At 68.6% G+C, this 24,709-nt stretch carries 17 protein-coding genes and 1 pseudogene; 4 read left to right on the top strand and 14 right to left on the bottom strand.

The features are described 5' to 3' along the window. Nucleotides 1-162: 162 nt before the first annotated feature. From KBX63_RS29625 to KBX63_RS29615, 3 genes are all read right to left on the bottom strand, one after another. Nucleotides 163-6,351 (bottom strand): S8 family serine peptidase, encoded by a 6,189-nt coding sequence (locus tag KBX63_RS29625; RefSeq protein ID WP_210916933.1) that lies wholly within the window; start codon nucleotides 6,349-6,351, stop codon nucleotides 163-165. Between the two features lie 14 nt (nucleotides 6,352-6,365). Then, a complete protein-coding gene (locus KBX63_RS29620; RefSeq protein WP_210916932.1) occupies nucleotides 6,366-6,518 on the bottom strand; it encodes a hypothetical protein in 153 nt (50 codons plus the stop codon). A gap of 80 nt (nucleotides 6,519-6,598) precedes the next feature. Then, entirely contained in the window at nucleotides 6,599-9,553 is a 2,955-nt protein-coding gene (locus KBX63_RS29615) for a helix-turn-helix transcriptional regulator (RefSeq protein WP_210916931.1), read from the bottom strand. A gap of 653 nt (nucleotides 9,554-10,206) precedes the next feature. Here KBX63_RS29615 and KBX63_RS29610 point away from each other — a divergent pair. After that, complete coding sequence (locus tag KBX63_RS29610) at nucleotides 10,207-10,578, top strand: nuclear transport factor 2 family protein (RefSeq protein WP_210916928.1); 372 nt, start codon at nucleotides 10,207-10,209, stop codon at nucleotides 10,576-10,578. 217 nt (nucleotides 10,579-10,795) lie between these two features. Here the strand turns inward: KBX63_RS29610 and KBX63_RS29605 are convergent, their stop codons facing one another. From KBX63_RS29605 to KBX63_RS29585, 5 genes are all read right to left on the bottom strand, one after another. Then, the gene (locus KBX63_RS29605) at nucleotides 10,796-11,074 is read right to left on the bottom strand and encodes a BON domain-containing protein (protein WP_210916926.1); all 279 of its coding nucleotides are present in this window, start codon (nucleotides 11,072-11,074) and stop codon (nucleotides 10,796-10,798) included. A gap of 82 nt (nucleotides 11,075-11,156) precedes the next feature. After that, entirely contained in the window at nucleotides 11,157-11,585 is a 429-nt protein-coding gene (locus KBX63_RS29600; RefSeq protein WP_210916923.1) for a PRC-barrel domain-containing protein, read from the bottom strand. Between the two features lie 190 nt (nucleotides 11,586-11,775). After that, on the bottom strand, nucleotides 11,776-12,660 hold the full coding sequence (locus KBX63_RS29595; RefSeq protein ID WP_210916919.1) for a glycine betaine ABC transporter substrate-binding protein: 885 nt from the start codon (nucleotides 12,658-12,660) through the stop codon (nucleotides 11,776-11,778). Between the two features lie 76 nt (nucleotides 12,661-12,736). Further along, nucleotides 12,737-13,630, bottom strand: a complete 894-nt coding sequence (locus KBX63_RS29590; protein WP_210916917.1) for a proline/glycine betaine ABC transporter permease — start codon at nucleotides 13,628-13,630, stop codon at nucleotides 12,737-12,739. Further along, a complete protein-coding gene (locus tag KBX63_RS29585; protein WP_307871885.1) occupies nucleotides 13,627-14,880 on the bottom strand; it encodes a glycine betaine/L-proline ABC transporter ATP-binding protein in 1,254 nt (417 codons plus the stop codon). Before KBX63_RS29585 ends, KBX63_RS29590 begins: the two co-directional genes overlap by 4 nt. A gap of 630 nt (nucleotides 14,881-15,510) precedes the next feature. On the opposite strand from KBX63_RS29585, the gene KBX63_RS29580 reads away from it, so the two are divergent. Beyond that, nucleotides 15,511-17,490 (top strand): acyl-CoA dehydrogenase, encoded by a 1,980-nt coding sequence (locus KBX63_RS29580; RefSeq protein ID WP_210916912.1) that lies wholly within the window; start codon nucleotides 15,511-15,513, stop codon nucleotides 17,488-17,490. Between the two features lie 73 nt (nucleotides 17,491-17,563). Here the strand turns inward: KBX63_RS29580 and KBX63_RS29575 are convergent, their stop codons facing one another. After that, entirely contained in the window at nucleotides 17,564-17,767 is a 204-nt protein-coding gene (locus tag KBX63_RS29575; protein ID WP_210916910.1) for a hypothetical protein, read from the bottom strand. Between the two features lie 24 nt (nucleotides 17,768-17,791). Then, nucleotides 17,792-18,163 carry a DUF1330 domain-containing protein gene (locus tag KBX63_RS29570; protein ID WP_210916909.1) on the bottom strand — a complete coding sequence of 124 codons (372 nt, stop codon included), beginning with the start codon at nucleotides 18,161-18,163 and terminating at the stop codon, nucleotides 17,792-17,794. 668 nt (nucleotides 18,164-18,831) lie between these two features. Between KBX63_RS29570 and KBX63_RS29565 the strand changes: the two genes are divergently transcribed. Continuing rightward, nucleotides 18,832-19,257, top strand: coding sequence for a hypothetical protein (locus KBX63_RS29565; protein WP_210916908.1), 426 nt, complete (start codon nucleotides 18,832-18,834; stop codon nucleotides 19,255-19,257). 456 nt (nucleotides 19,258-19,713) lie between these two features. Here the strand turns inward: KBX63_RS29565 and KBX63_RS29560 are convergent, their stop codons facing one another. Next, nucleotides 19,714-20,226, bottom strand: coding sequence for a hypothetical protein (locus tag KBX63_RS29560; protein ID WP_210916907.1), 513 nt, complete (start codon nucleotides 20,224-20,226; stop codon nucleotides 19,714-19,716). A gap of 551 nt (nucleotides 20,227-20,777) precedes the next feature. After that, nucleotides 20,778-21,446 (bottom strand): alpha/beta fold hydrolase, encoded by a 669-nt coding sequence (locus KBX63_RS29555; RefSeq protein WP_374102281.1) that lies wholly within the window; start codon nucleotides 21,444-21,446, stop codon nucleotides 20,778-20,780. Between the two features lie 158 nt (nucleotides 21,447-21,604). Between KBX63_RS29555 and KBX63_RS35670 the strand changes: the two genes are divergently transcribed. Then, entirely contained in the window at nucleotides 21,605-22,999 is a 1,395-nt protein-coding gene (locus tag KBX63_RS35670; protein ID WP_247663617.1) for a hypothetical protein, read from the top strand. Nucleotides 23,000-23,298: 299 nt separating this feature from the next. Here KBX63_RS35670 and KBX63_RS36910 read toward each other — a convergent pair. Next, nucleotides 23,299-23,475 (bottom strand): annotated as a pseudogene (locus KBX63_RS36910) (tannase/feruloyl esterase family alpha/beta hydrolase); the annotation flags it as partial. A 37-nt stretch (nucleotides 23,476-23,512) separates the two neighbouring features. Beyond that, nucleotides 23,513-24,709, bottom strand: a complete 1,197-nt coding sequence (locus KBX63_RS29545; RefSeq protein WP_307871884.1) for a CoA transferase — start codon at nucleotides 24,707-24,709, stop codon at nucleotides 23,513-23,515.

Raw genomic sequence — 24,709 nt, 5'->3', positions numbered from 1 at the left:
ACTACCCGTATCACGGGAGAGCGGGTTTCCGCTCAAGCCACAGGTGAACGGGCGTCGGTTGGGTGATACCGATACCACTGCGCTTCAGTCGCGGTCAGAGCCTCCACGGCAATCCTTCTCCGAGGAGGCTCTGACCACTGCTGGCGGACCGGTTCGGCTATCTCATGGGCGCGGGTCCTCCTGGACCTTCAGGGCGTTGAGGATCGGGGCGCGCTCGCCGATCTCGCGGCGAAGCTCGACCTTCAGGTCGCCACCGGCGTGCTCGACGGTGACCGTGTTCACGTCCGCGGTCAGCGCACCCGCCCTCGCCTGCACGTCGTGGTCGTGGAGCACGGCCTTGCCATCGACCAGAACATCGAAGGCACGCTTGCCGGCCTTGACCTTCTCGATCTCCGCGAAGTCGAGGCCGATCCGGTACGTCCCGGCGGGGGCGTTCTTGAACACGTAGCTGAACGTCTCGCCGGTCCGCTGGGTGCGGAACAGCGCGTCGTCCTCGGTGCCGGCGATGTCGGCCTTGGTGGAATGCGCCTTGCCGCCGACGTAGCCCCACGGCCGCGAACCGAGCTCCTGGTCGGGCGACCAGACGAAGTCGTCGGCACCGACGTGCCCGGAGCCGCCCACGTCGACGCCCTTCCAGTAGGCCGAGGTCGCCAGGCGGACCGACTTGAGCTGGGCCTCGCCCTTGCCGGCGTTCGACGCCACGAGCACGTCCCCGCCGAGCACGCCGGGCTCGACGCCGGCGTTGTCGGCCGTCGCCGTGACCGTGGTGGACTCCCCGGCCGCCAGCGTGACCGTGCCGGTTGCGGCCGCGCCCGTGAGGGTCAGCCACGGAAGGTCGGCGGCCTCGTGCCCGCCGTCGCTGGTGCGCTTCTGCTCACTGAGCCGCACCTCGAGCGGGGCGGAGCCGTTGTTGGTCACGGTCACGTCGGCCGTCGCCTTCTGGTCCTTGTCGAGGAGCCAGTCGAAGTCACCTCCGGTGACGGTGGCGACGCCCGTGGTCAACGCCGTGTCGACCACCTCGGCCTGATCCTTCTTGGCGATGGTCACGGGGTGGCTGGCGGTGACGTAGTTCGGCGCCTCGACCTGCACGGTGTTCTCGCCGACCAGCGCCTGAGCCTTCCACCGGCCCTTGGCGTCGGTCGTGATGACCCGCTCGCCGTTCGGCCCCTTGAGCGTGACGATCGCGCCCTCGATCGGCTTGCCGTCGTTCTTGTCGGTGACCGTGCCCTCGATCGTGCCCGCGGCCGGGAGCGTGTACTCCAGCCCCAGGCCGGCCTTCAGCACGGGCTGGTTGAAGGAGTGCTGGCTCGCGGGGTTGCGCGTCAGGCTCTCCACGCCGACCGTCGCCGACGACCCTCGGGTGAGGGGGTTGTCGCCGCCGACGCCGTCGCCGTACCCGATCTGGATACGTCCGTCGGCGATCAGGGTGACCGAGAAGCTGACGCGAGCCGTCCGGTCGTTGTAGAAGGCGGCGTTGCGCCACTCGATGACCTCAGCGGCCAGGCCGTCCACCTCGGTGGTGCCGAAGTAGATGCCCGCCTCGTCGTCGACGACCAGGTCGTCCCAGAGCGGATAGATCGCGTCGAACGCGTATGGCGACGGCAGCTCCGTGTTGTTCCCCACGGCGCTGGCCTGGTCGAAGATCAGCTGGCCGTTCGTCGTCACGCACACGCCGTCCCAGGCCGTGTCGTAGAAAGGGAACAGGAAGCTGGAGTCGAACCACAGCACGCCGCAGACGTCATCGCCGTGCCACCCGGACTCCTCCGTACCCTGGCGGTAGAGCCCGTCGGTCACCTTCATCGAGTACGAGCGACCGGCGGGGGCCACCGGCACGGGACCCGGCTCCGGCTGCTCGGGCTGGGGCTCCGGCTCCGCCGTGTCTGCGCGCGGGTCGAGCGTCACCCGCAGCGCGGCGATGGTCGGGGCCTTCAGGCCCTTCGAGCCCCGCAGCTCCACGGTCAACGGACCGCCCTCGTGCTTCACGACCGCGGTGCGCCAGTCGGCGGCGTTCGGCCCCACGGCCGCGGCCGTGTCGTACGCGTACTCCGTCAGCGTTCCGTCCACGAGGACGTCGAACACCCGCTTGCCCTTGGCCACCTTCTCGATCTCGGCGAACCCGAGATCGATCGAGTAGGTGCCCTTGGGAGCGTCAGGGAAGCGGTAGAACAGCTGCTTGTCGGGCGTGGTGCGCTGCGACTGGAACAGGGCGTCGTCCGTCGTGCGTTCGATCCCGGACTTCGTGGAGGTGACCTTCGTCTTCCCCTCGTAACCCCACGCCTTCTTGCCGGCGGCCTGGTCGGCGGACCAGGTGAAGCCGGAGCCGTCGGTGAACTTTGAGCCGCCGGCGTTGACGCCGACCTGGTACTTCGTGGTCGTGAGCGTCACGGGAACGTAGGTCTTGGACTGGCGTCCGGAGTCGGACCTCACCACGATGTTCGCGCCGAGGACTCCGGGCTTGGCGTCCTTTGAGGAGATCGAGACCTTGACGGTCGCCGACTGACCCGGGGCGAGGGTGCCGCCGGTCGAGGAGAGCGACAGCCACGGCAGGTCGGTGAGCAGATCGTCCTCGACGTCGACGAGCACGACGTCATCGGCGACCTGGTCCGCCGCCCACAGCGCCCCGGTCGAGTCGGTTTCAAGGCCACCGCCCTGGGTCGCCTTCTGGCCCGGGAACCACCACGCGTTGACCAGCGAGCAGTCGACGGGGTCGACCTGCAGCAGGCGGGTGGGCCGGTTCGAGGTGAGGTCGGTGTACCAGATCGTGTTGGACGCCTGGTTGTAGGCCAGGCCCATCACCTCGGGCAGCGGCGGCGCGCAGAAGGACAGCAGTGCACCCGCGTTGTCGTGCGACGTCCCGGCGACGGTTCCGATCATGCCGTTCCTCCGACCGCCGACGTAGAACACGTCCTCCGTCGGGTTGTAGGCGAGTCCGGTCAGCTGCAGCGTGGACCAGTCACCCTTGATCTGCCGGGCCTCCTTCCCGGTCTCCCGGTCGAAGCAGTGGATGTAGCTGGCCGGGCTGTCCTCCATCTGGCACATGTCACCGGTCTTGGTGTCGAGCGCCATGTCGAACGCCCGGTACGCGGGGTTCCACGACGCGTCGAAGACCTTCCCGGTCGGCTTGCCCGTCACCGTGTAGGCGGTGTTGGTCCGCGCGTTGTAGTCGTGGACCCAGACGTCGCCGTCGTACCCGATGCCGGTGGGCTCCTTCTCCGCGATCGTGCCCGGGATCGGGATCCGAGTGATGACATCCCCGCCGGAGGTCGGGCCGACCTTGGTTGCGGCCTGTGCCTCCGCCTTGGTCGCGGTCGCAGCCTTGCCGTCGGCGTTCGACGGCTTCATGCCGCTGGCACCGGCCTTCCACGCGGTGAGGTCGATGGCGCTGGCCGCACCCTTGCCGGTGCGCGCGGTGGCGCCGGCGGCGTCAAGGTCGGGGTGGCGCGCGGCCTCGCCCAGGTTGTACGTGAGTGGGGCGGAACCGTTGTTGGTCAGCGTCAGCGAGCCCACACCGTTCTGGTCGGTGCCCAACAACGCATCGAGGCCGTTGGCCTTCAGGCCGGCGACACCCGTGGTCAGACGCGCGTCAATCTTGGCGTTCGCGTAGAGCTTGTCGAGGGTGAAGTCGTACGACTCCATCACGTAGTTCGGCGCCTCGACGGTCATCGTGTAGTCGGCGACCGGCAGCTGGCGATGCACGGTGCCCGTCCCGTTGGTCGTGACGCTCTCGACGAGGCCGTCCTCGTCGGCGAAGGAGACCTTGGCGCCGGACACCGGCAGCCCGTCGTTCTTGTCGACGACGGTCGCGTCGAGGTAGCCCCAGTCGGGAAGGTCGTAGGTGACGATCATCCCGTCGTGCAGCACCGGGACGTTGTCGGAGAACCGGATGCCGTCCACGCCGGCCCAGCCCTGGATGCCGGTGATGGCGCGGGCGCCGCCGGTCACCGGGTCGTCGGTCCCGATGCCATCGCCGTACCCGAAAATCACCTTGCCCGAGCGGGTGAGCGTGGCCGAGAAGCTGACCGGCTCCGTGTACTCCGACCGGATCGGATAGGCCCAGAGCTTGGCGTTGCGGAACTCGACGACGAACGCGTCCTCGCCGTCGACCTTGGTGGCTGCCGTGAAGACTCCCCCGCCGGGGGCGAACTCGACGGGGGTCTGGACGTAGAACGGGAAGATGCCCGCACCGCCGCTGCCGGGTCCGGTGGCGGTGTCCGGGGAGATCACACCGCGCAGGCTGACACCGAGGGTGTCGTGGCTGCCGTTGTAGAGCGCGATCGGGTACGGCAGCTTCACCGTCGCCCACACGCCGCTCGTGAACGCGACCGGGTCGGTGCCGCGCAGGTACTCCCCCTCAGAGAGGGAGCAGCTGTAGCCGCCCTTGTCGACGACGAGCCCGACTGGGATCTCGCGCGACTCGTTCTGCGCGCCGACGGTCAGCGGGACCGTCGTGGGCGACAAGCAGGCGTTGGGCTTGATGGCCAGCGTGTACCCGCCCTCGGGGACAGCGGTGATCGTGAACGCGCCGTTGGCATCCGTGCGTACCGGCTTCAGCGGCGTGTCCATGACGGAGACGTCGGCGTTCGGGACGGGCTGTTTCTTGTCGTCCACAACCCTGCCGCTGATGTCGTGCCTCGCGGCGGCCGTGAGCGGCAGCTTGACCGAGGTGTCCTGGCCGAGGGCGACCGTGACGTTGGCGGTCGCGGTCAGGTAGCCGAAGACCTTGGTGCTGAGCTGGTAGTCGCCGACCGGGAGGTTCGTCGTGAACCGGCCGTCCTTGTCGGTTCCGATCGACCGGCTGAACGGCCCGCTGATCGTCACCTCCGCGGCGGGGACCGGGGCGCCGTTGGCGGTGACGACACCGGTGAGGGTGCCGCCCTTGCGGGGCGCGAGCTCGAGCAGGCGGACGAGGTCGAGCCGGCCCTCGCCGTACTTGTTGTTGAAGTCGGCGGTGCCGCCGCACTCGGTGTCGTCGACGTCGACGGCCGACTCGGCGAGCAGGCGGCGGGACTCCTCGACCTGCCCGATGAGGGTCGGGTCGTAGCTCCACAGCGCCGCGACGGCGCCGGCGACGTGGGGAGCCGCCATCGATGTGCCGGCCATCTCGGTGTAACTGTTGTTCGGGTAGGACGAACGGACGGCGACGCCCGGAGCGGAGATCTCGGGCTTGATCCGGCCACCTTCACCCTCGCCCTTGCGGGAGAACAACGCGAGCGTGCCGTCCGACGCGTAGGCGCCGACGGAGTAGGCACTCTCAGCGGAGCCGGGCGAGGAGACGGTGTCGCAGGCCGCGTACGGCGCGGTGTTGCCCGATGACCAGACGCTGAAGATGCCCGCGGCGCTCCAGGCCTCGTCGATGGCCTGGAAGAAGTCGTCGAAGTTGTGCTCGGCGTTCTGGCCCCACGAGTTGTTGATGACGTGGGGGCGCTTGGACGGGTCGGGGTTGTTCCCGTGGACGTCGGTCGGGGCGAGCAACCACCAGCCGGACTGGAGCAACGACTCGATGCCGGTGCTGTCGCAGCAGCCGTTTGTCGCGATCCACTGCGCGTCCGGGGCGACGCCGACGTGGTTGGTGCCGTCGTCGCCGACCATGGTGCCCATGGTGTGCGTGCCGTGTCCGTTGTCGTCGCACGGTGCGCCGGTGCACGTGCCCCGGGTGGCCATCCAGTTGTAGTTGTGCTCGACGGTGCCGTCGGGCTTCGTGCCGCGGTACTGCTGCATCAGGGCGGGGTGATCGAATTGAACGCCCGAGTCGAGGTTGGACACGGTGATGCCCGCACCGGTGGCCCCCATGGCCCAGGCCTGGGGGGCGTGAATGGCGTCCAGGCCCCACGAGACGGTGCCATCTTCGGCGGTGGCCGCGGGGGTGGTGGGGCGGACGGCCTGGTCGGCTGGCGTCTTCTCGTCCACGGGCTCGACCAGCGCGACCTGTGGCGACGCGTGGATCTTGGCGACCTGCCCGACCGAGGCGACGTCGAGCGCGAGCTTCTGCGTGCCGCCCTTGACGAGCACGGCGTTGACGAGCGGGTAGGAGGTGTATTTGACGCCTGCCCGGTCGAGGTCGGTGGAGACGGATGCCAGGGAATCCTTCGTCGCTGCGGTCAGCGCGTCGTAGACGAACTGACCACGAGCGGTCCAGTCGGTGAGCTTCTTCGCCGGCCCGAGGTCGGCTTTGGTCTCGAACGTGATCCAGAAGTCGGAAGCCGGAGACGTACGGAAGCGGTCCTTCAGACTCGAGGCGATCTTGTTGGCGGCGGCGCCGGGATCCGGCTCGGCGGCGGACGCCGGTGGTGCCTGGATCAGGCTCAGGCCCACCGCTGCGGCCAGCGAAGCCGCGAGGGCTTTGAATGTCATGAGAGTCCTTCGACCTACAGGGGTTGGTAGGGGTCGTGGTTCTTGTGGTCGTCGCCACCGTGAACGTCATGGGCGTCGGGGGCGCTGGCGCGCGGCTCGCGGGGCAGCTCGGCTGGTGGCGGGTGCTCGATGGCGGCGTCGTCACGCGCGACAGGTCGCTCAGGCATGCATCGCCCAAGGGCTATGAATCATGGAGTCATGCTCGGCGGGCCGAGCGACCGTCGCTATCCAGCGGATACGTCAATTTTCATGACGCGTCATCGAGGGAGTCCTCTTCTGCGAACACTCCGGCCTCTACTGCCTTGACCGCGAGCGCGGTCCGGGAGTTCACCTTCAACTTGCGCATCGCCGCACGTAGCTGTTGATCCACCGTGGCCGGTGACTTGGCCAGAATCCGGCTGATCTCCCGATTCGTCTTGCCGGCGACAACCAGTCGGACCACGTCGAGCTCACGAGGTGAGAGCCGGTCGCCGTACCCCCGTCGACCGCCGCGCCACAATCGCGGAACCTCGGCGCCGTGTTCACGAAGCCGGTGTGCGACACGGTCCGCATCGCCGCGGGCTCCGAGCCTGAACAGTGGCTCGTACTGTGCGGCCAGCAGCTCTCGGCCCTGTTCGATCTGGCCTTGCGCCATGAGCGCCTCGGCTTGACGCTCGCGGGCGAGCATGGCGTCGAAGGGGCGCGGCAACGCGTTCCAGGCGCGCGCCGCCCGGTCGTATGCCGTCGCCGCCCGGGCGTGGTCTCCGGCTGCGGCGACCAGCAGAGCACGGCATACGGTGAGCGCAGCGCGAGGCGCAGGCGCCGTAGAGCCACGCAGTCCTCTGGCGAACTGGTCGCCCAGGCGTGTCGCGGCCTGGAGGTCGCCCGCGGCGAGGTGCGCCTCGATCCGGGCGGGGACGAGGTCCGTCGCCCAGACCCAGATGCCCTTTCTGCGGACTGTGTCCATCGGCTCGTTCGTGATCTGCAGCGCCCGGCCGCTGTTTCCGTCCGTCAGCCACAATCTGGCCAGCGCGGCGGCGGCCTCCATCGTGTCGTCGGCTGCGCCGAGACGGGCAGACTCATCGAGGACCAGCCGGAACTGCTCCTCCGCGGCGCGCCGCCGTCCGGCCGCGGCTGCCAGCCGGGCCGCGAGCCGGATGGTGCCGAGGTAGAGCGCCGGCCGGTCTCGGTCGGCATCGGCGAGTGCCGCGCTTCGCTCCGCGAGACCCTCCCACCGACCGGTGAGCCACGCCAGGTTGGCCTGTTCGAGCCGGACGTTGTATTGCAACCGGGACGCCTGCTCGGCCTCGGCAAGGCGCATGGCCACGACGAGATGTTCCTCCGCCTCGGCGTACCGGCCCCAGATCAGTGCGCCGGTCCCGACATTTGCGTGGATGCGGGCCACATCGAGACGCTCCGCCGAGGTCGCTCCGTCGGTGGGCAGGTCGGCGACGACGTCCCAGGCCTCCTCTTCGCCGAGCATGAGCAACGCGGCGGCACGGTTGCCGGCCAGGTTCAGCCGCTCTGCGGGAGAATCGACTTCGGCGGTGAGCTCAGCGGCGCGATCCAGCCAACGCCGATGAGTCGACGCCGGCCACGGTCCCGCATAGGCCCATCCAAGATAGGTCATCGCCCGAGCCGCCTCGACCGGGTCATGGTCGAGGTTGGCCACCGCCTGCTCAAGCTCGCTGAGTGCGGCCTGCGCCTCACCCCCGGTGATCAGGAGCCGACCCAGGGGGTTGCGAATCTCGGCCTGCTGGCGTGCGGAGAGATCGGGGGTCTCCAGCACCGCGCGCAAGGTACGGATCACGCGGTGGTAGACCTCGTCGACCTGTTCACGACGGCTCAGTGCGGCTACTCCGGCGATGCGCGCGACTCGTGCCCGATCCGACGGCGGCAGCTCGGACCGCGACAACAGATCGACCAGCAAGGCGACCGCCTTGGTGTGGTCACCCGAGGCCATGGCCAGCTCGGCGCCCTGCTCGGCGTACCGCGCCCAGGACTCCGTCTCGCCCGCCTCACGGAAGTGGCGGGAAAGGCGTGCGACAGGCGGCGGATGGATGTCCTCCAACGCCCGGCCGGCCAGCAGGTGGAAGTGTCTGCGGTCGGTCAACGGGATCGCTTCGTAGACAGCCGTGGCGGCCAGCACATGCCGGAATCGCCACTGGCCGCGGTCGTCTCCGTCAAGGATGCCGGCATCGGCCGCCTCTGCGATGGCGCCTCGACACACATCTGGTGACAGACCGGCGGTCACCGCGATCGTGGCGACCGATGACCGCTCAGCCAACGTCGCCGCGGCTCGCAACACCTGCTGCGACGTCGGCGACAGACGGCCCACCCGCTCCCGGGTGGAGTCGCGCACCGTTGGCGGCACCTGTAGCTCGCGCAGCTTCAGGCGGACCCACTGCCCGTCGCGGAAGACGAGGTCGGCACGGTCGCACATGAGGCGAACCGACTCCTCCAGCGCCAGAGGAATGCCACCGGTCCGCTCGTGCATGAACGTCGTGAACTCCTGCGATATCGGGTTACCGTCCAGCATCGAGGACACCAGCGCTGCCGTGTCGTTGGGTCGCATCGGCGCCAGGGCGATCCTCAGCTGGGTCACGCCAGCAGGCAGCCGGGACGTCAGCCGCAGCAACAGCGATCCGGCGTCCACCTCCTCCGGGCGATAGGAGATCACGAGGCTTGGCCCGTCCGACTGCTGTCGGGAGGTGAGGTACAGCAGGAACTCCAAGGTCACCTCGTCGGCCCAGTGAGCGTCCTCGAGCACGAGAACGTCGACGCGCAGAGCTCGGAGCAGCTCGTCCAGGGCGCGGAACAGGCGATGCCGTGCCGCCTTCGCATCGTCCAAGGGCTCCAATACGGGCGGCAGGTCCGAGGACCATTGAGGAAACAGGGGCCGTAACGCACCCGCAAGCTCGGTGAGCCGCACTCGCGACGCCGGCCGGTCGATCCGATGGAACGCGTCGACGATCGGCCCCAACGTCAGCGACTCTCGAAGCGGTGGGCACACCGAGACCAGGGCAGTGCGCTGGTGCGGCGCGGCCAACCACTCTCGCAGCAGGCGGCTCTTCCCGATCCCCGCCTCGCCCTCTACCAGCACGATCGCCGGTGGCCGGGCCAAGGCGCCCGTGAGCGCCGCCATCTCGCGATCGCGACCCACGAAACCCGGCGTAGAAACCGTTGGTGAAGTCCCGTCGTCCTCGGGCGAGGGGTCGAGCATGCGTGATGATCTCGCTTTCCGATGCTCGGGCGCAAGTACACGCCCTGCGTGACCATCTGGGGACGTGATGTCAACGGTCATCGACCCGGCCGTGTTGGAAGCCGCACTGGCATGCCTGCCCGCCGACTCCACGACACTTCGGCCGCGCGATCGAGAAGGTCCTCGCGCTCGACCTGTGCGGCACCCCGCCGTAGCCACACCCGTTCGCCAGCCGGACCGACACCGGACGTCGGAGGCTTCTCACCACCGCCGGATACAGGCGCGACCTGTCGCGCGCTCACGCAGCATGGCGCAGGCCCGACCGTGACGTGCCAGGGGTCGGCCTGTTCCTGCTGGGCAGCGCGCTCACCATCCTCGCAGCACGCCGGGCGAGGTCCAGGCCACGCTACAAGGTCCACTGCGGCATCGCCGCACCGTCGCCCTCTGCGCGACGGCGACCCGTGCCGCCCGACCAGCATTTGCCGCCTTATGGGCCAGCATCTCGTGAAGGTCGGCTTTGATGTACGTGGTGGTGGCCGGCACGGTGGAGTCGGTGTGGTCGGCGTAGGCGCGGGCGACGCCGTAGCCGAAGTACCGTTCAACCCGGGTCAGGGTGGTATGGCGCGTCAGCGCTGCCCCGGTCGGCGCATGACCTAGCCAAGGAGGACATCACCATGACACGGACCACCGAACAGGTGCTGCGGGACCATCTGCGCTGCCGCAAGGACGGCGACCTCGAGGGTGATCTGCGGGCCAACTACCACCCGCAGGTGCGGCTGCTGTCCGCCGAGGGCATTCATCACGGCCACGACGGGGTGCGTTACCTTGCCGGAATCCTGCGCAGCTATGTTCCTGACGGCGATTACCGCTATCGGCAGGTTCTCACCGATGGTGAGGTGGGAATGCTCGTCTGGTCCGGGCGGTGCACTGCGAACGATACGGCCCTGCACGACGGCGTCGACTCGTACGTGGTCCGCGACGGCCTGTTGGTGGCACAAACGATCCACTACTCGTCCTTCCACTTGGACGGGCGCCCGGACGCGTGACCAGTGTCCGGCAGCGGCGTAGCGCGCTCGCGTAACTGGTGCGGCAGGAAGGCCTCCCGCAGCGCGGCGAGGCCGCACGTCGCTGACGACATCCACCACAGCTCTCGGCAGGCTGAGGGCGGCCGGTCCGATCCCACCGTCATCAGACCGGCCCGCCCTCACCTGCATGCGCTGCGCCGCGACACCCATCGCCAGCGGTGTCCGTTGGACCGACCGTTCACCGCTCCAACGGCCGTAGCCGGTTGTTGACGTCGTGCACTCCCGCAGTACTCCAGACGCGCGCGTGGGCCTCCCTGCTCGCGTCGGTGCACGTGACCACGCCGTCCAGGATGACCACGCGGTTCTGCACTTCGATGCAGATACGTTCGTGACGCAATCGGGGATCCCGCTGCATGCTCTCCAGCAGCCGGCAGGCCAGCCGGGCATCATCAGAGGCAGGCTGGACATGGATCAGCGATGGAAATTCGTCGGGCAGAAACCAGGGGACGTAGGTCATGGCGTTTCCTCACAGATGATTCGGTGCTTCGGCGACCGTGTCCAGCCGCCGAAACACCGGTCGGTCGAAGGCAGCCGGAAACTCAGCGTCGGGTCGGGGGCACCGGGTACGGCGGAGCGACCCCGGTCGGGCCGAAGAACGGCGCATAGCCGTAGTACCAGTAGACGTCCTCGTAGTAGCCGGCCTCCTCGACGACCTCCGGGTCGTACGTTGGGGCCTGCTCGATCTTCTCCCGGGTCAGGTCGACCCGTACCGTGTCGTCGGTGACGTCACTGATGGCCTCGACCGGGAGGAAGGTGGCGGTGGCGCCGATGCCGAGAATTCCTCCGTGCTCGACCCGCAGGAACCGCACTTTGTGCTCCTCGCGATCGATCAGCAGGTCGTCGACCGTGCCCAGGTCGTCACCGTCGACGTCGAGGACGCGCCGGCCGCGCACGTCCTGCTCGGCAGCCTCGATCGTCTGCCCGGAGTCACCGAGCTTGACCAGAATCGCCGTCGTGTCGTGTGGCATGAGCTGCTCCTTCCGTAGCGTCTGATCCTTGTTCGCTACCCGCAGGACGGCCGGGACAATGCGACGAAACGATGACGCTTCCGGCCCGCTTACGTGACGACTGAGCGCCCATCTGTCACTGGACAGTCGGACGACTGACGGAGACGACGAGGGCCCCGCCGAACCGGCGGGGCCCCTCGCATCATGCGGCTCAGGAGAGCGTGTTCAGGTAATCGGGGTTGGCCTTCAGCCACTCCTCGACGGCCTTCTCCTCGTCGCCCTTGTGAGTGTTGAACATCAGGTCCTCCAGGGACGCGAGCTGCTCACCGTCCATCTTGAACTTCTTCAGCATCGCGGCGACCTCGGGGAAGTCCTCGCCGAAGCCAGTACGGGCCAGCGTGTTGATCTGCTCGGCCTGGCCGAGGGTGCCCTTGGGGTCGGCGAGGTCCTTCAACTCGTACTTCGCGTAGGCCCAGTGCGGGTGCCAGAGGGTGACCACGATCGGCTTCTTGTCGGCGATCGCGCCGTCCAACGCGGCCAGCATCGCCGGGGTGGAGGAGGTCTTCAGCTTCAGCTTGCCGTCCAGGCCGTACTCGGGGATGACCTTCTCCTGGGTGGCCTTGGTCAGACCTGCGCCCGGCTCGATGCCGATCAGTTGCCCGTCGAAGCTGCCGGCCTTGTCGGCCAGGTCGGCCAGCGAGTCGACGCCCTCGACGTACTTCGGCACGGCGATGCTCAGGCTGGCGTCGTCGTACCAGACGCCGAGCTTTTCCAGCTTGTCGCCGTACTTCTCCAGGTAGGAGGCGTGCGTCTGGGGCAGCCAACTGTCCAGGAACAGGTCGATGTCGCCGTTTGCGAGACCGCCGTAGACGAGACCGGCCTCCAGGTTCTTGAGCTCGACCTCGTAGCCCTTGTCCTGCAGGATGTCCTGCCACAGGTGGGACGCCGCGATCGCCTCGTCCCAGGCCATGTAACCGATGGTGATCTTCTTGCCGTTGTCGGACGCGTCGTCCTGCTCGCCGCAGGCGGCAGCGCCGCCGAGGGCCAGGGTGGCGGTCACCGTGAGCGCGAGGGCGCGCTTCAGTGTCGTGAACAAAGGGTTGTCCTTCCTCTGTCGGGTATGCCGGCGGACCCCGCGTACGCGGGAAAGGGATTGCCGGCGGAGAGACGGGTCAGGCGGCCTGCCGCGCGAGGCGTTGCGCCCGGGCGGACGGGAAGCGGTCGCCCGCCGAGTCGGTGAGCCGGTCCAGCACCACGGCGAGGATCACGACGGCGATCCCACCTTCGAAGCCACTGCCCACCTCGACCTGGGACAACGCGAACATGATCACGTCGCCGAGGCCGCCGGCGCCCACCATGCCGGCGATCACCACCATGGACAGGGCCAGCATGATGACCTGGTTGACGCCGGTCATGATCGTGGGCAGTGCCAGCGGCAGCTTGGTCCGCAGCAGCACCATCCACGGTGGCGCACCGAACGACTCGGCGGCCTGGACGATCTCCTTGTCGACCTGGCGCAGACCCAGCTCGGTCAGGCGGACGCCGGGCGGCATGCTGAAGACCAGGGTGGCCAGTACGCCCGGCACGGTGCCGATGCCGAAGAAGAAGATCGCCGGAATGAGGTAGACGAACGCGGGCATGGTCTGCATCAGGTCCAACACCGGCCGGGCGACTGCGGAGGCCCGCTTGTTCTCGGCGACGAGCACGCCCAGCGGGATTGCCATCAGCAACGCCAGGGTGCTGGCCACGAGCACCTGCGCGAGCGTGCTCATGGTCTCCTCCCAGTACGGCATTCCGGCCACCAGGCCGAGGCCGACCGCGGTGCCGAGGGCGAACTTCCACCCGCGCAGCCACCAGCCGAGCCCGGCGAGCACCAGTACGACCACCACCGCCGGTACGCCGGTGAGCAGGTCGTTGAGCGGTCGCACCAGCGCCTCGACCGCGGTGGCGACACCGTCGAAGAACGGGCCGAGACTGGCGGTGGCCCAGTCGACTGCGGCCTCGGTCCAGGCGCCCAGCGGCACCCGGGGCAGCCAACTGTCCAGCGGCGACTGCGTCAGACTCATGCCGGCTCTCCCTTCGTTCCGACCAGTTCCACCTGGTCCTGGTCCTGGTCCTGCGCCGGCTCGTCCGGGGCCGCGGCGGCCAGCGCAGTGAGCAGGGTGATCCGGGGAATCACCCCGATCAGCCGGTCGCGCTCGTCGAGGACGGCCACCGGGTGCTGGCTCTCCGCGCAGTCGCCGAAGAGGTCGGCCACCGAGGTGTCCGCGGTGACCGTGCGGACCCGCTCGGTCGACACGTAACCGTCGAGGTGGGGGCGGCCCTCGCGGAGCGCCCGCAACACCTCGTCCTCGGTGACCGTGCCGAGGAACTTCTTCATCGGTCCGGTCACGTAGACCACCGAGGTCTGGCTCTCCCGCAGCGCCTTCGCCGCGACCCGGGGACCGGCGTTGACGTCCAGCACCTGCTGGGGCTTCTCCATGACTGACGCGGCGGTGAGGATCCGGGTCCGGTCGACGTCGGCGACGAACTGCGCCACGTAGTCGTTGGCCGGGTCGGTGAGGATCTCCTCGGCGGTGCCGATCTGAACGATCCGACCGTCCCGCATCACGGCGATCCGGTCGCCGAGCCGCATGGCCTCGTTCAGGTCGTGGGTGATGAAGATGATCGTTTTGCCCAGTTCGGCCTGCAGTTCCAGGAGTTGGTCCTGGATCTCCCGGCGGATCAGTGGGTCCAGTGCCGAGAATGCCTCGTCCATCAGCAGGATCTCGGTGCCGGCCGCGAGCGCGCGGGCCAGCCCGACCCGCTGCCGCATGCCGCCGGAAAGGTCGTGGGGCAGGTTGTCCGCCCACTCCGTCAGGCCCACCATGCGCAGCGCGTCCATGGCCCGCTCACGTCGCTCGGCCTTGGGCAGCCCGGCGACCTCCAGCGCGTACCCGGCGTTCTCCAGCACCGTCCGGTGCGGCATGAGCGCGAAATGCTGGAACACCATGCTGATCTTCTCGCGGCGCAGCTTGCGCAGCGCCGCCGGCTTGAGGGTGGTCAGCTCGACCCCATCGACCCGCACGCTGCCCCTGGTGGGATGCAGCAGGCCGTTGAGCATCCGGATCAGGGTCGACTTTCCGGAACCGGAGAGGCCCATGACGACGAAGATCTCGCCTGGGCGTACCTCGAAGTTCGCGTCGATCACTGCGGCCGTGGCCGGCAGCCCGGCCAGCGCCTCGGCACGGGGCTTCCCGTCCGCCAGGCGTCGTACCGCTTCGTCAGCCCGACTGCCGAAAATCTTGTAGAGCGACTGCACTATGAGCGCGGACACGATCCCCCTCTCGACGGAAACCGGCTGGTGTATCGCATCACCGGCGCCATCTTCGCGTCTCGTCGTCGATATCAACATCGATCACATTCGGCGGGTCACCTAGGCCCGGCGGCGAAACCTACCGACGTCATCGCGACAAATCCAGTCGACGCCGCAGGGTTGTGGATATCCACACAAAAATTTGCGAGTACCGGTGTCGGATTGGTCGTCCGCACATGTCGTGAGACCCATCACCCACACTGGTCGGACCGCGCAGGTTGCGCGCCACCTGCGCCGATCGTCCCGCTCGAACGGGCCTCACCAGCGCGTCGACACCTTATTGGAGAGCGGTTCCAGAATTTGACGGGGTTGATAAAGAACTGTCATGCAACTGTCATATTCCATCGCGGCCCACTCGAGTGATCTCCCCTGCGGGTCGCGCCGCGACTCCTGATATCGGCGCCTACGTGAGGAGAGCGTCCCTCATTGAGCCAGCGCCCAACTCCTTCCTGGATGGCACCCGCGCAGGCGTGGGATTACACACGGTTGGTGTCCCGTCTCACCACGGCCTCCCTCAGCGGCTCACTGAGGCGCCGGTATTCTGGATTGGGCACGGTCGGTACCGATATGCCCATTAGCTGAGGGGGGACCATGGTCGATCACATCGACCTCGCTCGCCTGCGCGACGTGCTCGACGGACCATGGGCCGCGGTCCGCAACGCGCATCGGGATCACCTCGACGCGCGTTTCCTTCCGGTGTACGGCGAAACCGGTGATCAGGCACGGGAGCGCATCAGCCGGCTACTCACCCAACTTCCCGTCGAGCTGGGCATGGCGTCGGCCTTCCCCACCGAGCACGGCGGCAAGGGCGACGTCGGCGGCTCGATCGTCGCCAGCGAGATGCTGGCTCAGGTCGACCTGTCGCTGATGGTCAAGGCGGGCGTCCAGTGGGGCCTGTTCGGGGGTGCCGTCGCCGCCCTCGGCACGAGGCGACACCACGACGCCTACCTGCGGGACATCATCATCGGCAGGACCCTCGGCTGTTTCGCGATGACCGAGACCGGCCACGGCTCCGACGTCCAGCAACTGCGCACCACCTGCACGTACGACCCGCAGACACAGACCTTCGACCTGCACACCCCACACGAGGCTGCCCGCAAGGACTACATCGGCAACGCCGCCCGCGACGGACGGATGGCGGTCGTCTTCGCGCAGCTGATCACCAACGGGCGGCGGCACGGCGTACACGCGTGGCTGGTCCCGATCCGCGACGCGCAGGGCAATCCGCTGCCCGGCGTGACCATCGGCGACGCCGGACCCAAGGCCGGCCTGCTCGGCGTGGACAACGGACGGCTCAGCTTCGACCACGTGACGGTGCCGCGGGACATGCTGTTGGACCGGTACGGCCAGGTCGCGCAGGACGGAACGTACTGCAGCCCGATCGAGAACGACTCCCGGCGCTTCTTCACCATGCTCGGCACCCTGGTTCGCGGCCGGGTGAGCGTGGGCGGCGCCGCGTCGGCGGCCACCAAGTCGGCGCTGACCATCGCGGTGCGCTACGGCGACATCCGCCGGCAGTTCGGCACGCCCGACGCGGGCCGGGACGTACTGCTCAACGATTACCTGGCCCACCAGCGCAAGCTGCTGCCGGCCCTGGCCACCACGTACGCGCTGCACTTCGCACAGGCCGAGTTGGTCGCCGCGCTGAATGAGGTTCAGGGCGGCGACGGGCCGGTCGACGAGCGCCGACAACGGGAACTGGAGTCGCGTGCCGCCGGGCTCAAGGCCGCGCAGACGTGGCACGCGACGCGCACCATTCAGATGTGCCGGGAGGCGTGCGGCGGCGCCGGCTACCTGGCTGAGAACCGGTTGCCCAGCCTCAAGGCCGACACCGATGTCTTCACCACCTTTGAGGGCGACAACACGGTGCTGCTGCAACTGGTGGCCAAGGGGCTGCTCACCGGCTATCGGGACGCGTTCGGCTCGCTGGACGGCTGGGGGCGGGCCTCCTTCGTCGCCGAACAGGTTCGCGAGATGGTGCTCGAGCGCACCGCCGCACGGTCGCTCATCGAGCGGCTGATCAGCGCCGTGCCCGGCCGCGACGACGAGGTCGCCGTCACCGACCGCGGTTGGCAGCTCAAGGTCTTTGAGGACCGCGAGAGGCACCTCCTCGACGGCGCGGTCCGCCGGCTGCGCAACGGTGCGGCCACGAAGGCGGGCCACCCCTTCGACCTCTTCAACGACGTGCAGGACCACGTCCTCGCTGTCGCCGCCGCGCACATCGACCGGGTCACCCTGGAGGCGTTCGTCGCCGGCATCGAAGACACCGCCGACCCTGCGGTTCGGGCGCTGCTCTCCCGGGTCTGTGATCTGTACGCGCTCAGCGTCATCGAGACCAACAAGGGCTGGTTTCTGGAGCACGGCCGACTCACGCCAGCCCGCGCCAAGGCCATCACCGGCGTGGTGAACGGCCTGCTCAAAGAGCTACGCCCGCACCTGCGTACGCTCGTGGACGGTTTCGCCATCCCGGACACCTGGCTGCACTGCGCCATCCTGAGAGAGGAACCTCGCCGGCAGGAGACCATGGCCACGCATGACGCCGCCGACGATCCGCAGGTAGTACCAGCGTAGGAAGAAGGGCTCGTGTCGCGCTGCGCGATGGTGGAAGCCACATCCAAGATCGCCAAGCACGAGATCTCGTCGCTCAGCAGACCACGGGTTTGCGCTCGACCAGCAGAACTGCGATGTCGTCGTGCGGTTCGCCACCCACGTGCCGGTGCACAGGGGTGCGGCGCGGTGTTTCGACGGCGACGGCGAACAGAGGGGCAAGGGCCAGGAAACCAATGAGTATTGGGGGGCCCGCCGCGACATCGACCAGCAGGATCTGCCGGCCGGGATCGCCCGTCATCCCGGTGACGCCGCCGGCCGATCTCTAGGACGGCGACCAGGGCACGGTGGGCTGCAGCACGGCCTCTCGCAGGGCAACCGTGCGCAGTCGGGTGACCTGTTGATAGGCCGGGTCGGCGACCATCGCGCAGAACGCCTGCCGGCTGGGGTACCGGACCAGCAGGACGACGTCCCATGCCTGACCGTCCTCGGCCACCAATGCCCGACCGCCCTCGCCGGCGTAGATCACCTCGCCGCCGTAGCGGGGCAGGAACGTCTTTCGCAGCTCCGCGGCGTACTGTGCGTAGGAATCACGGCCGCCATCAGCAAACCGCAGCAGGTTGAGCATGACCACAGGTGCCTGCGAATCCTCCGTCAGAAAGTCCCGCAGGTCGCCGCCGGTGGGATCGACCGCCATCTCGCCTCCTCGCTTCGGCTGCCGGGAAGCCTAGTGCGAAGATGACGGCAGGTCACGGCCCCGCCTCCGTCCCGTCCTCCGAGGTACGCCGACCAACAGCAGTGCGAGCCCCTTCCATTGACGCGCGGGTGGGCCGCCTCGACACCGGTCCGGCCGACGGCCTGCCGTTCGGCGAGCCGATGCTGATGTGGTCGTTCAACCGCGACGGCAGTGCGACCCCGCCCTGGAGCAACACCGCAACCGGGCCATGGGCGTCGACCGTGCCGAGAAGCGCGCCTCCCGGTCGGAACTGGTCGACCAGGCACATCCCCACGAGGGGGTCACGCTCCTCGACCGCGCCTTCCCGGGAAGCACCCCACTGCCCGGCGTTGTGGACCGCTCCGAAGCCGGCTGACCGCCCGTCCGGTTCAGTCAACTCCTTGCGGACACGGCACACGGTGACGCGACGAAAGTATCCCGAAGGCCGCGCGTTGGCACGACACCGGGGACAGCGGGCTCTCCAACGTATCGATGCTCGACGCCAACCGGCCACCGTGAATCCCAGCGCCAGCTCAGTGTTCCCGTCATGGCTGGCGGGATCGTCACGCAAACGTCACGGTTCCGCGGTCGTGCCGCCACATGCCCGGGAAGTTCTTGAACACACGGCACGACGGGGGGAGGAACCACGGATGGACCGACGGTACGGCCGGGTGCGCCCGGCACTGGCAGCAATCCCGGTGGCGGTCCTGCTCGCAGCGGGTTGCACGGGTGCGGCTCCACAACCCACTCCCAAGCCGGTGCCCACCACCGCACCGGGCACGGTCGCCCGGGCGGAGTTGGGCGAGCGACTCACCCTGACCGCCAGCGTCGAGCGGATCATCACCGGTGCCGCGTTCGTCGTACGCGACCTGGATCTGACCGACGGGACCCTGCTCGTGCTGTCGGTGGCCGCGTCCGCGCCGGCGCCGCCGCAGCTTGTGACCCTGGAGGGAATCGTGATCCGGTTCTCCCACCGAGAGCTCAGCGAGCGCTACCACCTCGGGCCGCCGGGACCGTACCAGGATTTCGAGGGCAGGCGGGCGCTCGTCGCTCGGAACCTGACGGTCTGGGAATGAATTCGGTCGCCGGCACGCAGGATCGCCTCACTGTGCCGGCACCCGATGACTGGCGCTGGTCCTGAGCGTCACCGCGTCGCTCCTCGTCCACGGAGCAGCCGGTCGCACGAAGCAGGTCGCTGGCGGTCACCCGAATCTGCGTAGCCGTGGTGACACCAAAGTTCTGCGATCCCGCCGCAGTGGCTCGGCCAGCTTCCTCCGCCGCCCGCAGGGCGTGCCGTCGTGTCTGTTCGTGGGGATTGTCGGCTCGCGACTCCCGATGCAACTGTCGAACGGCTTCTGCCAGGGATGCGATGGCGTCGGGGAGATTCGGGGTCAGTTTTTCGTGGTACTGCATCATCGTGGCCGACCCTCGAGCCAGGGCCTCCCCGTCGTCGATCACACGGACCATGTAGGTGACACCCCGTCGGTAACGTTCAATATGTTGTCGCCAGTGCCATCGGCATGGTGCGACCGTCACCACCTCCTCGGCCCGCTGAGTGCTTCGCGAAGCCGCTCCACGTCCGGCCCCATGGCCCGTAGTCCCTTGAGCGCGCGCACCGCCCGCTCCGGGTCGCTGTTGCGCATCGCGGTCTCGATCTCGCGGAGATAGGCTCCGAGCGCGTCGAAGATCGGCGCGGCCGCCCGGTTGAGGATGCGCATAGGGTGCAGCGGCAGCGGCAGCAGCAACGCCACCACCACCAGACCGACCAGACTGCCGGTCACCGCATCGACGATCCGGAGCAACTCCAGATTCCGTTGGCTTGAGGAGAGCGTGGCGATCAGCACCGCCGTGCCGCCCACCTGGCTGACGACGGTGCCGCCCCGGCCGGCGAGACCGAGGGCGACAGCGATGGCCAGGGCGACGATGACGCCCGTCTGCCATGACCCGGCACCGATCAGACGGTTGCCCAGCAGATCGTGCGCCAGCCACCAGGCGAGGGCCGCCGCGAGCCCCGCCTGCAGCGCGATCAACGCAATGATCTCCATTTGGCGCCGCCGCAGCCGACCCGCCCTGCTCCCCCGACGTCGGGTACCGGCGGCCAGGCTCCGGATGCGGCTACCCAGGGCGACGAGCGGTGCCCGACTGCCCGGTCGAGATGGGGAGGATGCGGCCACGTCGAGGACTACCCGTCACGTCATCACCGAATCGTGTAACCAGCCGGCAGAGCGATATCCGGCGGCTGATGATCGCGGTACGGTTCAGTGACCGACGGCGGCCCGGCGGAACAAGACCCCGGGCGGCACATTCATCAGCTCCGTCGTGGGCTCGTGCCGGTGGAGGCTGGCCGCGGATCGTAGTCCGAGATACCGGACACGGACGAGTCCCGATGACAGACTCCCGCTCACCGACCGTGGCGGCGCATTGCGACCACGGCGGCCACCGCGCCAGCCGTGATGGTCAATATCGCTGTCCATGCTCGGCGTGACAGGGCCAGGACGGCCAGACGCCGGTTGTCCTGTTGTCGGATCACCCGGACTGACTCCTCTCGTCCGACGGGAACCCCCGCCACGACCGGGACGGGCACCACGACCAGGTCCTACGGTCTCACCATCTGGGCGAATCCGTGGACTGGTTTCGACCAGGCCCGCGGGTCATGCCACGGAAACGTGTGGGCACCCGAACATTCGACGTATCGGCCGTCGGTCACAAGGGTGGTCAGTCGCTGTCCCCACTCCCGGGTGCTCAGCCGGTCCTCTTCGCCGCGCAGGACCAGCAGCGGCACGGTCAGTCGCGCCAATGGTTCCTCCATGACGTGCCGCAGATGAGCCCGCACCAGGTGAACCAGCCGACGCAGGCCGGCGCGTTTCCATTCCGGCCAGTGCGACTCCGTCAGGCCCGGAGGTTCATGCCGGCCGTCAAGCTGCCAGCGCACGAGCAGCCGCACCACGCTGCGGGCGACGGGGTCGACGGTGGGACTGGCCAGAACCAGCCCGGCCACGCCGGGATGGTTCACCGCGGCCTCGGCGGCCACCTGGGTGCCACTGGAATGCCCCGCCAGGACAACGGCGCCGAGATCCCGCCGGGTCAGCCAATCGGACACGGCCTCGCCGAACTCCGGCACCGACAGTTCGTGCGGCGGATCGCCGCTGCCGCCGAACCCGGGCAGTTCCACCAGGTGCGCGCGAGTCCACTGGCCGAACGCGGCCAAGCCCGGTAGCAGGTAGTCGGCTACCGCCATGCCCTGCACGAGCACGACCTCCGGCATGCCAGGCCTCGCCGCACCAACCGAGCGACTACGCATGCGACCGAGGAGCCCGTCGTGGTATGACGTGGTCACGTCGCGGGGGAAGTCGGGCATGACGTGCTTGGTACCCGTACCGGCGGGCATGAATCGGTCGCACGCCTCGTGAACCGGAGGTGCCCATGAAGTTGCCCCGCGAGATCGCCGGTTTTGACTCCGCGTCCGCGATGGTCGTTGCGTTGGCCCGGTTCCTTCACGGCCGTGACACGCCGCCGCTGGGCAAACCCGCCCTGCGGGTGTTGCGCCCCGCCGCCATGGTCGCCGCGAGGCTGCCACTGCGCTCCCGTGAGTGGATCTACAGCGTGTTCAGCGGCGCCGAGGGACGCCCGGAGTCGGACATCACCGGGATTGATATCGACACGGTGGCCGAATCGGTTGCCGCGCTGTACCCGCGCCGCCGCTACCCCGCCGTGGTGATCGGCTCCTCTAGTGGCGCGCTGATCCACCTCTGCGCCGCGACGGGAGTGCCGTGGCTGCCGCAGACGCTGCTGCTTCCGGTGCGCCAACGTCGGGTCTCGCCGGACGATCCGATGCGGGCCGCACACGCGTTCGAATCCACTGCCCGCGCGTTACTCGACCGCAACCCCGACCTCGTGCTCCATCACATGCACGACCCCAACCAGGACCGGCTCACGCTGCGCCAAATGGCATACTTTCGCGTCAAACGCACCCGGTTGGGCCGAGCGTACGAAGAGTTTCTCACCAACACCCTCGAACCAGGCGGCATCATCCTGACCGCCGAATGCGGTCAGCGGTGGCCCACGACCCGCATTGGCGAGCGACACCTGTTCCAGTTCGGTGCCGTTGGCGGCATGTCACCGCAGGAATACCGCGACGGAGGACCGCGGGTCGCCGACTATCTTCGTCGCTACGGCGCCTCGGTCCGCAGCTGGCAGGCGCCACCAGCCGACGCGGAGAGCCCAGAAGCGGAATGGGGCTTCGAGCCGGCGCTCCGCGACGACATCGCCGCCTTCGCAGACCACAATGGCTACCGGCTGATGAGGCTGGTGTTCGACGAACCTGAGGACCTCAGTCCGGTGATAGCCGACCTGTTCCGCTGGTGGCACCGACAGCGGGGCCTACCGGCCGACCGGCTGCTGATCGACTCGTTCATGCTGCTGGACCCGTGGTGGACGCTACGCACCGGTGCCGTCCCCTACTGGACGACCTTCCCGGTCCAGCCGTCTCTCGAAGCCGTGCACCGCTATCTCGACAGCGGTGACGAGTACGACTACCTACACCTCGGGCTGTTCTGCCACGGCGTCGACTCGGTGGGCACGGCGAGCGCCGACAAATGGCGTGGGCTGCTACGACGAGCTCACGTCGCCGGCACCTTCGCAGGCGTTTCACCCAACCGATATCCCAACGACCCCGCAGTCTTTTTCAACTACCAGCATGCGATCCGCGCAATTCCGGCCCGCCATCCCATGCCGAAGCCCCTGTCTCTAGCTACCTTCGAGATGTTTATGCGCAAGGCGCCAATTCGCAATGCGGGAGTACAACTCCACGGAAGTTGATTCGAACGCCGTCGGTGCCCGGCGGCGACCGCCCGGTGTCCGGTGACCCGCCGCGCCGGCCCCGCACCGACGGAAACCCGTTCGACCGGATGGAGTACCTGCGCTTCCTCGCCCAACCGAGGAACCGATCCTGAGCGGGCCCGCGCGAGATGCGCGGGCCCGCTCAGGATGCGATCAGCGCCAGCCGCGTGGGCCGAGCATCGGCTTCCAGTGGGCCACCGCGTTCGGATCACCGCTGCCGTCGTAGGTGGCCTGCAGCGGGTACTCGTACACCGGACGTTCCGTTTGGTCACGCCACCGCTCACCTTGCTGGCCAGCACCGAGGTCGGCGCCTGGCCCCGCTCCGTCCAGGCGCGAATCGCGCCGAGCCAGTCGACCCGGTCGGCGCCGGGACCGCCGGCGCAGTGGTAGACGCCGGGCAGCAGGAACAGCCGGGCGAACTGCTGTGCGCGGGCCAGCGAGCCATACCGCTTCACCACGTCCTCGTATGCTTATCGTTCCGCTAGGCGGAACCTAACCAAGCACGTCGCGTTCCCGCAGGGCCGCCAGCTCCTCCGCCGACAGGCCCAGCTCGTCGCCGAGTACCGCGTCGGTGTCGGCACCCAGTGCGCGCCCGGTGAACCGGATCCGGCCCGGCGTGCGGCTCATCCGCCACAGCACGTTCTGCATCCGGACCGGCCCCAGGTCAGGGTCGTCCACCGTGGTCACCAGATCCAATGCCCGCACCTGCGGGTCGTCGAGCAACTCGCTCGGCTTGTAGACCGGCGCCACCGCCGCCCCCGCCTCCTCGAACGCGCGCAGCACCTCGTCGCGGGTCCGCGCCCCGATCCACTCCCCCACGTAGCCGTCGAGCAGGTCGGCGTGCTGCGCCCGCTGGCGTCCGGTGGCGAACCACGGCTCGTCGATCACCTCCGGATGGCCGACCAGCGTCAGCACCCGCCGAGCGATGCTGTCGGCGCTGGTGGAAATGGCCACCCACTGCCCGTCAGTCGTCCGGTAGGTGTTGCGCGGCGCGTTGTTGACCGACCGGTTGCCGGTGCGCTGCTGATCGACGCCGAGCTGGTCGGCGTAGATCACGCCGGGCCCGACCGCCGTCATGATGGGGCTGAGCAGGTCGAGGTCGATCTCCTGACCGTGGCCGTCCTTCTCCCGCTGGAACAGCGCCATCGAGACCGCCGCCGCACCCGCCATCCCGGCGATCGAGTCGGCCAGACCGAACGCTGGCAACGTCGGCGGGCCGTTCGGGTCGCCGGTCAGGTGAGCGAAACCGCTCATCGACTCGACGAGCGTGCCGAAGGCCGGCCGCGCCGCGTACGGGCCGGACTGACCGAAGCCGGTGACCCGCAGCAGGATCAGCCGCGGATTGTCCGCGGAGAGCACGTCGTAGCCGAGGCCCCAGCGCTCCAGCGTGCCGGGCCGGAAGTTCTCGATCACGACGTCGGCGGTGGCGGCGAGCTTACGGAAGATCTCCGCTCCGGCCGGGTCACCGAGATAGAGCCCGATCGTCCGTTTGTTGCGGGCCACCATCTTCCACCACAGCGGCTGGTCGTCCTTGGCCAACCCGTGCCCGCGCATGCCGTCCCCGCGGCTCGGGTGCTCGATCTTGATGACCTCGGCGCCGAAATCGCCGAGCAGCTGCGCCACCAGCGGGCCGGCCAGGATGGTCGACAGGTCGAGCACCCGCAGGCCGGCCAGCGGTCCGTCGTTCAC

The organism is Micromonospora sp. U21 (assembly GCF_018070045.1).
Lineage (GTDB): Bacteria > Actinomycetota > Actinomycetes > Mycobacteriales > Micromonosporaceae > Micromonospora.
The sequence above is the reverse complement of the archived record's forward strand: the minus strand, read 5'-3'. Positions and strand labels throughout refer to the sequence as shown.